Annotated in this window: 16 protein-coding genes and 1 other annotated feature; of the genes, 1 reads left to right on the top strand and 15 read right to left on the bottom strand. The window is 47.4% G+C overall.

Annotated features, from left to right (window positions below; translation table 11 throughout):
* The first annotated feature begins 418 nt into the window (after positions 1–418).
* Complete coding sequence (locus tag OXH39_20110) at positions 419–1,165, top strand: phytanoyl-CoA dioxygenase family protein (protein ID MCY3552769.1); 747 nt, start codon at positions 419–421, stop codon at positions 1,163–1,165.
* 4 nt (positions 1,166–1,169) lie between these two features.
* Here OXH39_20110 and OXH39_20105 read toward each other — a convergent pair whose 3' ends face one another.
* From OXH39_20105 to secE, 15 genes are all read right to left on the bottom strand, one after another.
* On the bottom strand, positions 1,170–2,189 hold the full coding sequence (locus OXH39_20105; GenBank protein ID MCY3552768.1) for a multiheme c-type cytochrome: 1,020 nt from the start codon (positions 2,187–2,189) through the stop codon (positions 1,170–1,172).
* Between the two features lie 7 nt (positions 2,190–2,196).
* Entirely contained in the window at positions 2,197–3,615 is a 1,419-nt protein-coding gene (gene hemG, locus OXH39_20100) for a protoporphyrinogen oxidase (protein MCY3552767.1), read from the bottom strand.
* Between the two features lie 105 nt (positions 3,616–3,720).
* Positions 3,721–4,665 (bottom strand): ferrochelatase, encoded by a 945-nt coding sequence (gene hemH / locus OXH39_20095; protein MCY3552766.1) that lies wholly within the window; start codon positions 4,663–4,665, stop codon positions 3,721–3,723.
* A gap of 13 nt (positions 4,666–4,678) precedes the next feature.
* A complete protein-coding gene (locus OXH39_20090) occupies positions 4,679–6,136 on the bottom strand; it encodes an MBL fold metallo-hydrolase (protein MCY3552765.1) in 1,458 nt (485 codons plus the stop codon).
* Between the two features lie 8 nt (positions 6,137–6,144).
* On the bottom strand, positions 6,145–7,212 hold the full coding sequence (locus OXH39_20085; GenBank protein ID MCY3552764.1) for a uroporphyrinogen decarboxylase: 1,068 nt from the start codon (positions 7,210–7,212) through the stop codon (positions 6,145–6,147).
* 31 nt (positions 7,213–7,243) lie between these two features.
* Complete coding sequence (locus OXH39_20080) at positions 7,244–8,092, bottom strand: LamG domain-containing protein (protein MCY3552763.1); 849 nt, start codon at positions 8,090–8,092, stop codon at positions 7,244–7,246.
* On the bottom strand, positions 8,089–8,436 hold the full coding sequence (locus OXH39_20075) for a hypothetical protein (protein MCY3552762.1): 348 nt from the start codon (positions 8,434–8,436) through the stop codon (positions 8,089–8,091). The genes OXH39_20080 and OXH39_20075 overlap by 4 nt, the downstream gene beginning before the upstream one ends.
* 12 nt (positions 8,437–8,448) lie before the next feature.
* On the bottom strand, positions 8,449–9,519 hold the full coding sequence (locus tag OXH39_20070; protein ID MCY3552761.1) for an alcohol dehydrogenase catalytic domain-containing protein: 1,071 nt from the start codon (positions 9,517–9,519) through the stop codon (positions 8,449–8,451).
* An 84-nt stretch (positions 9,520–9,603) separates the two neighbouring features.
* A complete protein-coding gene (locus tag OXH39_20065; GenBank protein MCY3552760.1) occupies positions 9,604–10,446 on the bottom strand; it encodes a hypothetical protein in 843 nt (280 codons plus the stop codon).
* A 212-nt stretch (positions 10,447–10,658) separates the two neighbouring features.
* Positions 10,659–11,057, bottom strand: a complete 399-nt coding sequence (gene rplL, locus OXH39_20060) for a 50S ribosomal protein L7/L12 (GenBank protein ID MCY3552759.1) — start codon at positions 11,055–11,057, stop codon at positions 10,659–10,661.
* 130 nt (positions 11,058–11,187) lie between these two features.
* Entirely contained in the window at positions 11,188–11,754 is a 567-nt protein-coding gene (gene rplJ, locus OXH39_20055) for a 50S ribosomal protein L10 (GenBank protein MCY3552758.1), read from the bottom strand.
* An 83-nt stretch (positions 11,755–11,837) separates the two neighbouring features.
* Positions 11,838–12,014 (bottom strand) — a sequence feature (ribosomal protein L10 leader region).
* 28 nt (positions 12,015–12,042) lie between these two features.
* On the bottom strand, positions 12,043–12,741 hold the full coding sequence (gene rplA, locus OXH39_20050) for a 50S ribosomal protein L1 (GenBank protein MCY3552757.1): 699 nt from the start codon (positions 12,739–12,741) through the stop codon (positions 12,043–12,045).
* 95 nt (positions 12,742–12,836) lie between these two features.
* Entirely contained in the window at positions 12,837–13,259 is a 423-nt protein-coding gene (gene rplK, locus OXH39_20045; GenBank protein MCY3552756.1) for a 50S ribosomal protein L11, read from the bottom strand.
* A gap of 35 nt (positions 13,260–13,294) precedes the next feature.
* On the bottom strand, positions 13,295–13,861 hold the full coding sequence (gene nusG, locus OXH39_20040) for a transcription termination/antitermination protein NusG (GenBank protein ID MCY3552755.1): 567 nt from the start codon (positions 13,859–13,861) through the stop codon (positions 13,295–13,297).
* Between the two features lie 25 nt (positions 13,862–13,886).
* Positions 13,887–14,309, bottom strand: a complete 423-nt coding sequence (secE, locus tag OXH39_20035; protein ID MCY3552754.1) for a preprotein translocase subunit SecE — start codon at positions 14,307–14,309, stop codon at positions 13,887–13,889.
* Between the last annotated feature and the right edge of the window lie 59 nt (positions 14,310–14,368).

Below are 14,368 nucleotides of genomic sequence, written 5' to 3'. Positions count from 1 at the left end.
GGGTTCGTGTAGCATACGGCACAGGTCAAAAATAGATGGAAAGCGGCATCTAACTTCCATGTTCAACCTTGCGGGAATTTTTCTATTATTTATTTTATCAAAAAGTGGCAAAATTAAGCAAGCATTTAATCATTACGTGTTAGAGACATGAGTGTTACACGGACGAAACCGGTAACAAAATCGTCCTGCAGTTACGTGATTTTTTATGCAATCGGTAAATTTGTTCCCGCCGCATTGGTATATCATCAGATTAAATTGCAGTCCGCTTATTATAATACCACAATTTACAAAATATGTCAAATCAAAATCGGAATTCTGGCTGAAAATTTCCACCTCTTTAAGCAGAAATTTACAATCTATTTGACATATTACCAGAAAACGCTTAAACTGTCAAGAAAAAATAGCATCGGAGAAAAACATGACTGTCTTGACCGAATCTGAAAAGAATCAACTGGATCAGCACGGTTTTCTGCTTCTCGAAAGTCTGATACCTCCAGACACAACAGCGCAGCTTCGAGAAAGTGCTTTGGCACTCGCTGAGGCGGAACAAAAAGCCGGCAAGGGGCACACATATCTTGCCAATGACAGCGCGCAACGCGTCTGGAATCTCATTGACAAAGGCGAGATGTTTGAAGAAACCATTCAACATCCAAAAATGCTTGCCGCTATGGAGTATCTACTCGGCGCGGATTGCACACTGAGCTCCTTTACCGTAAATGTGCTTTATCCAGGCGCGCCTGATACCGGTCTCCATATTGATTACCCATTATCAGGACTTCCCACACCGCGTCCAAACTTCCCTATGGTTGCTAACAGCGTATGGTTTCTGGATGATTTTACACTTGAAAATGGAGCAACCAGTTGTGTCCCGGGGAGCCATCGGCGGCTCGAGGCATTACCTGAACCGGGTGTGGAATATGCCGACGAGCTGCAGATTTGTGGACCACGGGGTTCCGTTTTAATTGTCAACGGGGCAATATGGCACGGATCCTCAGAAAATAGAACGAATGAAACGCGTGTTGGGTTACTCGGTTTTTTCTGTCGCTCCATCCTGAAACCGCAGCAAGCACATCTTGAATTAGTATCAGAGGCGGTTGTATCCCGCGCGACACCGACCCTAAAACGATTGCTCGGTCTCGATTCATTACCGAATATGAACACTTAGTGTCTCAAGGCACAACGTGATTTTTCTCTGCCATCAATATCCACTCGGATTCCGGTGTTTTCGGTGTCAATTGATACATGAGGCGAACTGTAATTGTGTCGCCGGGTACCCTGGATGGTGTGTCGAAAACATAAATTCTGTTTTCATCTGGAAGAAGCCGATTTTCTTCTCCAGCAGAAATTGAGACTCGTTTCTTCTGACGTACACCATTCTCTGAAGTGAGCTGCACCATTTCAAGCATAATAGTACGCAATGTCCCACCCGGTAAAATGTGTCCGGTCTTGCTCTGAAGTTTCACATTTACCTTTTCAGGCGTGATCTCAAGTTGAAGTGCCGCAGCACGTCTGAGTTGTGCGACACTACGACTTCCGCGCCACGTGTGTTTCCTGCCTTTAATGCTTTCATAACTAGCTGTGCTTTGTAGCCGATTCACAATCGGCATGTGACACGTCGCGCAACTTTTATCATCTTCAGCGAATTTACTATTTAGAAAACTGGAAACTTGGTCATGCTCAGGGACAGTTGGCTGACCATGACAAGTACTACAGAGTGTTGTTGGTGCTGTATAGATGGGATCGGTCACGTTGGCGTGGAAATAGGTCTCTGCGCTTGCTTGTGGTCCGTGCATCGCACCTTCAGCATCGAGATGGCAGACGAGGCATGAAACGCCTGCTTCCCGGTGTTCAGTCCTGAGTTCCGGCATCTTTCCTACACCCGTGATGAGAATCGGTTGCGGAGCATGACACTGGTCACATTTTGTCTCTCTGTCCGGAACTTGACTTGCGACCTCCTGATAGATTTCATCAACCCACGCCTTCGCGTGCATCGAACCTTCCCACTCCCGCCAGATTGCAGGATGGCAGCTTTTACATTTCCCTTCCTGAAATCCTTGATATGCTTCCGCCACGCGATCTTTAGTGTTTTCAGCGCGGGGCGCAAGTTTGCTACTTAATGTCACCAATACATATCCACATAACCCCAAACATACAACGACTATGCCTCGGCGCGCCATCGTAAAATCCATCACACCCTCACAGTGTATCTAAGAGTGAAAGGGCTGCTGCCTCTCCACTCCGAATACAGTCTGGAATGCCAACCCCATGATAACCGTTTCCTGCAAGTGCGAATCCTTGTAATCCATTCGCGAACCGTTCTATATCACTGACAAGGTCTTGGTGTCCCACCTGATACTGTGCCATCGCCTGTGAATGCGTGCTAACGATAGCAAACTGTGGAGCGTTTTTGAATCCGAGAAGTGGTGTTAAGTCCGCTTGACATAACTCAATAAGTTCTGTTTCACTTTTTTTAGACGTAGGTTCGCCAACAAAGGCACGTAACAGAACATGTTCAGCAGGCGCACGGCTTTCAAATTTAACGCTACTGAAGGAACATCCGATAAGAGATAGATTTTCCGTAGCTGGGACGACAAATCCCATACCATTCAATGGATGCGTAACGTCTGAACGGCGGAAAGCGAAGTTAACCGTTGCCGAGGAAGCATAAGGGATAGCATCAAGTTTTGTGGCAAGTGGCTTTGATACGTCTTGGACAAGTGTCCCCGTTTGTGGTGTTGGAAGGGCGATGCAGAGGAGTTCTGAATTTAGCGTTTCCCCATTGGCAAGGGAAACGATCCACCCGTTATCATCAGGTGTTTGTTGAATATGTTCTACGCGGGCATTTAACCTAATACTGTCGAATACGGCTTCAGTAAGCTTATCAATCAAGGTCTGCATTCCAGATTTAAAAGAGAGAAAGAGGCTATAGCGCGGTCCACTCGTGTCTCGGCTGGTTTCGGCTGCCTGCTTTTTTTGTGCGCGCAGTGCCTTGATGATGCTCCCGTGCGTTTTCTCCATCTCTAAGAATCTTGGAAAGGTCGCCTTGAGACTTAAATTTTCGGCATCCGAGGTGTAAATGCCTCCTATCATAGGTTGTGCCATCCGTGTGAAGGCTTCGGTGCCAAGGCGCCGCCTGACGAAGTGCGCTACGGCTTCATCCGTATCTCTTTCCCTACGCGGAATAAAGAGATCGAATGCCATTCGCAATTTGCCGTGCCAACTAAAGAGCGGGCTTTTTAGGAATGGCATGAAAGAACCCGGTGCCATCATATAAAAGCCTTCCGGGACAGGATGTAACGTTCCATTGCGGATTACAAAACTCCGCCGGACCTTTGAGTTAGTACCGATGAGTTGATCTGCGATACCGAGTTCCTCACATAAAGCCTTTGCCGACGGTTTCGTTGAAATAAATGCATCGGGTCCGTGCTCAATGAGAAAACCGTCGCGATGTTCAGTTTGAATAACGCCGCCGACACGCTCACTTGCTTCAAGGAGTATCAGGTCAAGCGGAATATCGCGTTGTGCTGCCTCGCGTTGCAAGCGATAGCACGCGGCTAACCCTGTAATACCGCCCCCAATAACAATTGCACGCTTTCTAACTGAGTTTTTCGACATGAGAACTCTCAATCCAGGTTCTTCATTTAAAACTTCCAATCCGTATCCAGCATGAACAAGAGCACAAGAGCATCACAGTCAAACGAGTCCGTTCGACCTTCACTCTCACTCCGCAGATTTTTCACATACAAAGTCTGCTAACATGCCGATAAATTTCGGATGCGCACCGACCGTTCCCGCCCGAATAAAATCAATGCCGCACGCCTCCGCCGTTTCAGTCGCTTCTATGTCTAAGTCATAGAGTACTTCAACATGGTCACAGAGGAAACCGATAGGCGAGGCGACAACGGTATCAACACCATCGTTTTTTCGGGCTTTAAGCCAGTCGTTGATATCCGGTTGTGTCCACGGTATCGGACTGTTTTCCACTTCGCTTTGGTATGCCAAACCGAACCGAGTTTTTCTGATCTTTTGAGCGACTGCCTCACCTGTTTTTGCGAACTGTTGTGTATAGGGTGAGGTGTCCGCGGAGACCTGTGGAATTGCATGCGCTGTAAAAACAAGCTCAGCACGCGCTAATTTGTCACCACACGCGGTTTTAATGATTTCAGCGATAGCACCGACATAGCCTTCGTGTGTGTACCACGGCTCAAGGTAATCAACAGTAGGCTTCTCACCCTCCAGTGCATCAATTCCATCTTGGACCGTTTGCTGATACCATTCCCAACTGACTTTGGACTGGTGTGGTGCCATGATGATGCCGAGTATCTTACGGTATCCCTTCTGTGTCATTTCTGCGATGACTTCCTTTAAGTAGGGGTTCCAATGTCTAAATCCAGCATAGACAGGAAGCGGCAGATTACGCGCACGCAACGCATCGTCTAATGCGGCAGCTTGTTTGAAGGTCAATTCGTTGAAAGGTGAAAATCCGCCCAATTTTACGTAATGTGCTGAGATGTCTTTTACGCGTTCTCTTTGAGATTCTGCCTCCCCGGCAATTCCTTCAACAAAGCAGTAGGCTTCACCAGGACAGGTATTGTTATTATATTTTTTACAGCATCCGGGTGTCGGACCGCCAAATGCAACCAATAAAACACTATCATACTTCATTTTTATTTTTCTCCTATGCTATGTTAGCCAACTGCGCCGGCATATACCTTGCGTCAGCAGCGATCGCCTTCGCAAAGGATTCACGTGCCAAGGTCTCGTCCCCGTTTGCGCGGTGCGCGAGTCCAATACAAAAATATGCTTGTGCGAGCTGCGTGCCCTGAATTCCAATGACGAGGGCTTTGTAAACAGACTCCAATCCCGCCTTTGTGTCATCACCGTTACGGTAGGCAGAGAGTATGTGGTTATACCCACGCAAAAGGTGCGCCGGCGCACAATCCGGATCCAATCCAAGTGCAATATCAATTGCTTTTTTCGCCTCAGCGAAGAAATCACCCTTCTCAAGGACGCTTGATACGATGCGAGATGCTTGCGTAAGCAGACTTGCATACGCCGTCCATGCGTCAGGAAAATTCGGATATTTCTGCGTCGCAGCTTTCAAAATAGCGATGGCTAAGCCGAAATCGTTGCCCTCTGCAACCTCTTCAGCGGTTTCCCGGTACATTTCAAACGCTTTGAGTTCGGATGTATTTTGACGAAGGGCTTCGGCATCCGCAGTTGGAATAGCTGAAGGTTTCAAGTGCTGCCAGCCCGGCTCCGGATCGTCGATCAACCCGCGATATACCCTTAAAATCGCATAACGAGGGGTCCCCCAGACCTCAGCAATATCTCGAATCCAGTCAGGTAGATTGGCTTCCATCTCGGCAAGCAGTGTGGCTAAGGACATCCCTTGTTCAACACGCTTTCGGACCTCCGTTAAAAAATAAGTCTCAATCTCAAGTAACAAATCGATTTCGGCATCGTATGCCAAGGGTCCGTGACCCGGAAGAACGGCTTTAGGTGTGTATGTACGGAGCTCTTTAATTGTATTAATCCAATCGTGGTTTGCCATGAGACCTTCGTTCATCACAGGTTGACCGAAAATTGGAAAACTTCCTGTCATGACGGTGTCACCGGAAACGATGCAATCTTCCGCTGGAATCCTAATGGCAGTGGCATCATCTGTTTCCGCCTTTCCTAAATGAACGAGGTGCAAAGGTTGATTACCCAAATCCAATTCGGTTTCGTCAGTGAAGGTCTGCTGCGGGAGGAAAGGCGGATCACCGAGCGTAAAACCCCGGGAACGAAGGAACGCTTCTTGACGCGGCGATCTGTTCACCATAAAATCTTTTGTCATCTCGCGTGCAACGACGGTCGCGCCAACTTCATGAAAAATAACGTTCCCATTGGTATGGTCCCAATGATAGTGGGTGTTAATTGCGTATAAGATCGGTTTATCTGTGATAGTACGAATCGCACTGCGCAATCGTCGTGCCATCATTTGGTTCACTTGTGTATCAATTACTGCAACCCCTTTATCCCCAATAATAATAGAAGAGTTGACGATATTGCGAAAGAGATATACCCGTTCTGTTACTTTAACGAGTTGTCCGTATTGTCGTGGCGCAAACGGGTTTTCCGGAATGTTTCTCATTAATTTCCCTACAGTCTTTTTGCGATATTTACGAAATGTTTGACGTTTTCAAAAGGAGTGTCTCTGTGTAGCCCGTGACTCAAATTCAAAATATGTCCGGTTTTCCCACCCTGTTTTAAGCAGGCATCGACTGCTGCCGTGATGTCATCAGGGGTTCCGTCCCGGAGGATATCGTTATCAACATTTCCTTGGAAAGCGACAGTACCATTTATTTCCGCTTTGGCTTTGCCGAGGTCTACACACTTTCCCACACTTAGGACATCTGCGCCACTCTGATGCATTAAATCCAGATAATTGCACTCCTTTGCGAAAAGAATGCTGGGTGCCTCTGAATTGAGTTCGACGAAAATTCGTTGGTGGTAAGGAAGTGCGAATTCTTCATAAATCCGCCTGGGCAAGATGTCCGCAATAGATTCAAAGAGTTGCACTATTTGAACCCCTTCGCTGATTTGATAATTCAAGTAGTTAATTGTCATCTTCGTTAGTTTTTCTAACAGGAGATGTAGGAGCTCCGGTGCCTCTTCTATCATTTGGAAGACAGGAGTGGCTTTTTCCGACATTCCTCCGCCATGCTTGATGGGACTCTCCCCTACAATGAGGAAAAAGGCGATCGTCAAAGGTGCCCCAGCAAAACCGATCAGTGGTAGTTCCTCATTCAAGGTTTCCCGTAACTCGCGAATGACGTTTCCCGTAAACGCTAATTGTGTGGGTGGGTCATCAACGGATTGAAGGACGTTGACTTGGGCTCGCGTCCGGATGGGTGAGCTTAAAATAGGACCGGGATTAAACCGGAAATGCGCGCCCATAGGGGCGAGTGGGGTGAGAATATCTTTGTAAACAATGATGGCATCAACACCGATACGTTTAGGCAGCAGTGAAATTTTGACTGCTGATTCGACATCGGTCTGCAACATCGGTGCAGGACACGTCCGAAAGAGTCGTTCCAACGGAAGGTTAAGCTCACGTCGAATCTGCCGGTAAACGGGATCTGATCTGCCTGCCTGCCGCATCATCCAAACGGGGACACGTTCTACCGGTAGACATTTTGATGCGCGAAGAAGTAAATCGTTTTTCAATCGTCGTTCCACGTTGACGGGGCTTGACGTTTTAACGTCTTTTCAAATTACCCCACGTCGTTGTCAATTTGCCTATGGGTTCTACCGGCGCAACACCGAGTACTTTTCCCACACCTTGGTCCATGAGCGTTTTCAGGTCCGCTTCACTCAGGATACTGCTAAACATTGCCACATCGTCAATGATGCCTTTGAAATAGCCACCGTCACATCCATGACCAGCCGGACACAATCCACTACCGATAAGGAGTCCCTTTTCCGGTGCGCCGACTTTGTTCGGTCCTTTTGCCTTAAATGTAGCATCAATATAGAGTTCATACTCAGTGCCGTTGTAGATACCAGCGATAAAATACCATTCATTCGGTTTGTTCACCGGTGTGTTCGCGGCGGCGCAACCTGCTTGACAACTTTTGAATTCAAAGTTGCCGCCATTCCAGAACTCAAACCACCAATTCGCTCCGCCACCGTCTCCAGGGTTACCGTTCGCAATGACAAGGGTGGCTGAGCCTTTACCCGCCGGGTTGTTGCCTCCGACAGCTGTAGGATGCATCCAGAAGGTGACAGTGAACTCCTCCGAATTGAACAGCGGTGAGGGAGCAATTTCAACGTAATCGTCTTTCCCATCAAATATGACTGCCTGCCCAAATTGTCCATCTTCCCATTTCGCGCCCTCTTTGAGTTCACCATCGTTCCCATTGCCGGATAAATCTGCAGTGGTCTTCCCAGTACCTTCATCGAAAAGCCAGATTCCAGCCACTGTCTCTGGGTCGATTTTGGCATCGGCTGTCGTAAAACAGCATACCATGCCAAACAGCAATCCGATACCTATCAGCATCCGGGACCGCTTCGGTTTGCTAACGAAAAATCTTATGAGCGAATTCATTCTGAAGTGTCCCCCTTCTGATGTCGTTCCATAAACTGTCGCAGTTTGGCGAAACTTTTAACGTTCTTCATTATCCTACCGCTTTCTCGCTCTTCAAGATAGAGGAAAAAGCCCATAAAATAGAGACTCGCTAAAAACAATAGAAACCCTGTGAAACACTGTGCGATCGCCCAATAATTGGGTTGAAAACTCAGGTAAGGGGTGACAGCCACGGTGTTGTCGCTGTTTGCATCGGGTGAATCCTGTTGAGGCCATTCCACCGAGACGAAGCCACCCCACCCAGTTATCCCAAGTGATAGAAAAGCGATTGAAAGGGCAAAAAGGATAAAAAATGGGATGCCCATGTTACTTACCGGTTAGGCGGAGACTTTTATCAAGCCCTTGGTACAACCGTCTTCGCGGTTGCGAACCTTGGTTATCCCTTCAACGAGTGATTCAAGTGAAAACTCGTGGCTGATGATTTTGTCCATATTGACATCGCCACTCGAAATCAGCTGGACAGCCTCTTCCCATGTATCGGGAGCAAGCCAAGAGAACCTGATAGTTTTATCATCGAGAATAGTGTCAAGGATAGGAACCTGCATCACGTCTGTATCGCCAGGAAGCCCAAAGATAACGACAGTCGCGTGCCTACCTGTAACTTCGAGTGCCGTGTGAATTGCGTCAAGCGAGCTGGTAGCCGTAATTGCGCGATCCGCCAATTCTCCGTTATTGAGTTCCTGAATTGCAGCACCAAGGTCTTCAACATAATGTGGGGAACCGGTATCACTAACATTGACGACGACATCTGCGCCGAGCTCCTTACCGCAATCCAAGCGGTAGTCGCGGGTTCCAACGAGCAAGACATTTTTCAAACCGCGGCTCTTTAGAACTTGTACCATCATTAGACCGATAGGGCCCGGTCCGAAGACAACGGCAGTTTGTCCTTCCTCAGCATTGAGATTATTGACAGCATAAAGTCCGCATGCCAGAGGTTCTGTTAACGCTCCCTGGTCATAAGTTACGTTATCGGGGAGTTTGACCGTCCAGCGATAATCAGAAACCGCGTATTCCGCAAAACCACCGTCAACACCAACACCTAAGACACGTTTTTCTGGACACAAGTTGGACAATCCTTTCTGGCTCCAAAAAGAGTCTGGGTTCGATTGAACGGGATTAACGACAACTCTGTCCCCTACTTTAAATCCACCTGTTGATCCTGCTTCACTACCCACTTCAACGACTTCACCAGTGAACTCGTGTCCAAGAATAAGGGGTCCCTTCCCGTCATCTGTTTCGAGTGAACTATTACCGAAATAGTATGCGACATCCGAACCACAGATGCCTACTGAACGCACTTGGACCAATAGGTCGTTGTCCCCTGCTGCCGGTACGGGCCGGTCTTCAAGACTCATTGATTCGGGTTCATAGAAAATTTGGGATTTCATTATGTGCCTCCTCAAGTTTTTAATGGATATAGTCATTTTAGCATATCTGAAATTTAAATTACAACGAAATTCGATTCCAAAAAATTAAAAAATGAATCGCATTTCCAGAAGCAGCAACCGACTGCAAAACTCGCCCAGAAATACTGTTATAATGGCAATAAAAAGGAAGCCTGTTGCAGCCCGTGTCGCCCCAAGGACATCGCGGGCAACCGATTTAGGACGCAAGCAATCCCACGTAATAAAATAGAGAAACAGCGTTCCCGCGATGCCAATCAGCATCCGCATACTAAAAATGATTTGATAGAAAAGGTTAAAAGGTACAACATCCACAGATTGCTGTCTGAAAAAGAGGTTCAGGCAGAGAAGCAGTGTCATACCCAAAAGGGTATAGAGTAATACGGTATTAAACCGTTTCAGATATGTCACTGGTAAATCAGGCACCACGAGATACCAGTGTCCAAACCACATTCCGCTGTGGACGGCACCCAATAACACAGACGCTGTCAAGAACTGAAGCGGTAACAGAAACATCTCAGCGGGGAGTTGAACAACTTGAAGATAACGCTGTGCGCTCAAGACAATCCATACTACGCCGCAAATTGCCCCACTAAAGAAAAGGAGTCGGGTGACCAGTAGTGCTTTGAACCACCAGCTCAATGTGTAAAAAAGGACAATCAGAACGAAACAGATAACAGAAATGGACTCTGGGTTCTGCCAGAATCCGAAAAAACTGCGAAATGTGACAGGTTGTTGATAGAGAGCAAGGTTTGCACAACGCGATAAACCCCCTACAAGCAAGTAGATACTTCCCATCAAGCGATAAAAATTGGCACCTACCAAATCTTTTGGAACTATGAGAAGCAGAATAAACCCGCCAACCGCGAGCTGACTGAAAACAAGATAAAAGACATCAACGATACTGAACATAGGTAATACGTTGGTATTTTCCAGCAGATTAGGTTTTAATCAAACTTGTATCTGCACTTCCGGAGATTATTGCTTTAACAAAAAACGAAAACCCATTATAGTCCGCTGTAGAGCGATGAGTTCGTGCATCGCTATAATCAAGAACCATAATGGGTTTACCTACCGCGTGCGGTTAAGCGCGCAGTCTATGTTGTAAGGCGGTGTACTTCCACCTATAAGATTTCAACTTCGGCACCAAGGGCTTCGAGCTGCTCTTTTGTCTTTTCGGCATCCTCTTGAGAGACACCTTCTTGAATGATGACAGGCGCGGATTCGACTTTTTCTTTCGCTTCCTTCAAGCCGAGTCCGGTGATAGCGCGAACCTCTTTGATGACAGGAATTTTCTTGGCACCAAAGTCTTTGAGTTGAACGTCAAATTCCGTTTTCTCTTCCTCCGGAGCGGCTTCCTCTTCCGCACCGGCGGCGGGTGCTGCTACCCCTGCCACAGCGACAGCCGGGGCGGCTGACGCACTTACACCGAATTTATCCTCTAACGCTTTGACCAATTCGGAAAGTTCCAGAACCGTCATATTGCTAATCTCGTCAATCATTTTCTCTAAATCTGCGGCCATGTTCATATCCTTTCTATAAGTAGTACCAAATTAACTTGATTAGAAGTTTTCTGATCAAGCCATGCAGGGTTAAATCATCGTAACCGACTTTCCCCACAATATTTAGTATATGCGCAATACGCGCTTTGATTTAGGCGTTTTCCGCCTCTTTCTTTTGGTCAGCAACCTGTGTGAGCACAGAGGCTACCTGACGTATTGTTCCACTGAGTACATTCACCATACCTGTAATAGGTGAACCCTGATCGAGAGTCCGGACAAGCCCGGTAAGCGGTGCACTGATGAGACCGACGGTCTTGCCAATTAGGACTTCTCGGGACGGCATATCTTGGAGCGATTCAACACCTGCAGCGTCAATGACCTGGGTTCCAAGAATCCCGCCTTTGATCTTAAAATTTTCGTGTTCTTCGCCAAATTCAAGCAAGATTTTTGAGGATGCTGCTGGATCTGTGCCAGTAGCAAGGGCTGTATTTCCTTTGAGATAAGGTGCCAACCCTTCAATACCTCTCTCTTGGGCAACGACATTTACTAATGTATTCTTACAGACTTTATAACGGAGACCTGCTGCTCGGAGCTGATTGCGCAGCTCGCTAATTTCCGCAACGGTAAGTCCCTGAAAGTCTGTTAGCAGAACAACATCAGCACTGTCGAAAATCTCGCGAATTTGCTCTGTTTGATGAACATTCGCCTCATTCGGCATGTTCCAATTCCTTTCTATGTGGGTTGTGTGTTGACCGCGGCACACTGCCTCGGTTTCTCTATAAAACTGTCAATTGGGTATACGATTGCATGCAAAAAGCCCCCAGGCACCTGGAGGCTCATATTAAGGAGAAGTGAACAGTGGACGGCAAGACCTTGCGTACGCTTCGACCGCACCCTTCTGTTTCTATCCATTCAAGCCTCGGTAGGCAAAATTAAGCCCATAGCACCTACATTCTACGACTCTATTCAACTGTGAAGGCTATTTCTATATCGTATCCCGTGTAGATTATACAAATTGCTGCGGATCTATACGAACGCTGACACCCATTGTCGCTGAGATAGCAACGCTTCGAATATACCTACCCTTCACCGAGGAGGGACGGGCGGCAACGAGTGCACTCATCACTGCATCAAGGTTCTGTTTAAGGCTTTCTTCCTCAAACGAGACTTTGCCGATCGGGACATGAACGATACCGGAAGAGCGTTCCACTCGGTATTCGATTTGCCCAGCTTTGATACTCTGAACGGTTTCGGAAATGTCTGTTGTGACGGTGCCTGCCTTGGCATTCGGCATCAAACCGCGTGGGCCAAGAACCCGTCCGAGTTTCGGCATGATACTGCGCATCAGGTCCGGTGTTGCGATTGTCGCGTCAAATTCAAGCCAACCATCTACGATTTTATCGACAAGGTCATCTGTTCCGACGAAATCTGCGCCAGCTTCTTCAGCTTGCCGCGCGAGATCACCCTGGGCGAAGACAACAACACGCGCAGACTTCCCTGTTCCGTGTGGCAGTGCAACGGTGCCTCGGATATTCTGATCTGCTTGTCGAGCATCTATACCAAGACGTGATGCCAAATCCACAGTCTCATCAAACTTAGCACCCCCCGTATTCTTGACGAGTGAGATAGCCTCGTCTACCGTATAAAGTTGGAGCCTATCTACCTGCTCTCTAATGCCGCGGTATCGCTTTCCTCTTTTCGCCATCTTGTTCTCCATGGGCGTATTGCTGTAGCCCCGTTTCAAAGTAAGTATCCTTATGCCGACGATGTTATACCTCTTCGTCGAACAAGCGAATTTCACTAATTAATTGTCAACCCCATACTACGAGCGGTACCTTCCACCATTCGCACTGCTGCATCTAAGTCTGTCGTATTTAAGTCGGGTAATTTCGTCTGCGCGATCTCGCGAATCTGATCCATTGTGACGGTGGCAACCTTATTTCGATTAGGTTCGCCTGAACCTTTGGCGATCTTCGCCGCGGATTTGAGTAAGATTGCAGCCGGCGGCGATTTTACCGCAAAGGTAAATGACCGATCACTATAACAAGTGACAATGGTTGTCACCACCATTCCGGTTTGATGTTGCGTCTGAGCATTAAACGATTTGATAAACTCCTGTAGATTAATCATATACGGCGCGAGACTCGGACCGACAGGCGGTTGCGGTGTTGCCTGTCCGGATACCAACTGGAGTTTAACTTCACCTGCTACTTTTTTTGCCATTATTTTTCCCTATTTTATTTTTACGCCATTTAAATCTAGTTAAGTTCCTCGACTTCAAGCAAACCCAAATCAACAGAGGTAGAGCGCCCAAAAAGCGAAATACTGAGGCGTAATCGTTGGTGTTCCATATCAATTTCCTCAATTTCGCCAGGGAATCCACTAAACGGACCGTTTATCACCTTGACCTTGTCACCGATCTCGTATTCCATTGCAGGTACTGGCGGGGCTTCCTCTTCTTCAGTCGACATCTGGAGCATTGCTTCAACATCATCAGGGCTCAGAGGTGATGGATGTGAAGTGGGGCCCAAGAAGTTCATAACTCCTGGTGTTTCCTGTATGAGCGACCAACTTCTCTGCCCAATCGGACTGTCAACGTATGGACCGAGCTCATGGGTGGTATTGACAAGAACGTACCCTGGATAAGAGGGGCGAACGCTAACCTTTCGCTGGCTATCTTTAACCTCTACCACTTCGGTTTCCGGGACATTAACCTGCAAAATTTCGTCCTGTAACTCTTCCCTCGCAATCATGTTGTCGAGGTTAAGTTTAACCTTCTTCTCATGCCCGGTGTATATCTGAACAACGTACCAATATCCATCCATATTTCACTAATGTGTCACATTGCCGTTAACGGATAAAAAGTGCTCTAAGAAAAGCCATACCGAAACCCTCAAGCGGACTATCCAAGGCGTACTGGCTTACAACGACGGCGATTAACGGAATACACGCTATCGCTGCTGCGAATATTTTCCGGCTTCCCTCATTACCACCACTCAGTTCACTTTCTCTACTGCTTTGCGGCTGGTTTTCCCAACTTCTTACAATAAAAAAAACAGCAACCGGGAGAATTACCAGAAAAAGCCAACCTAAGGGGTTTCCCCATCTTGGGAAAGCAGGGTTCCCGTCAACTATCCCGATGAAAAGACCTAACAGGGCGGAAGCAACTATGACGGTAATCGTGCTGCCTTGAACCTCTTTCGCGTCCGGTTTAGACACCCGCTGCCATTCCTGAGTAATTCCCTGAATATAGTTTTTAAAACGAGCTATCATAAGATTAAAAGGCAGGCCAGGAGGGATTCGAACCCCCAACATTCGGTTTTGGAGACCGA

It is taken from the genome of Candidatus Poribacteria bacterium (assembly GCA_026702755.1).
Classification (GTDB): domain Bacteria; phylum Poribacteria; class WGA-4E; order WGA-4E; family WGA-3G; genus WGA-3G.
This window is presented reverse-complemented; position numbering and strand designations above follow the sequence as displayed.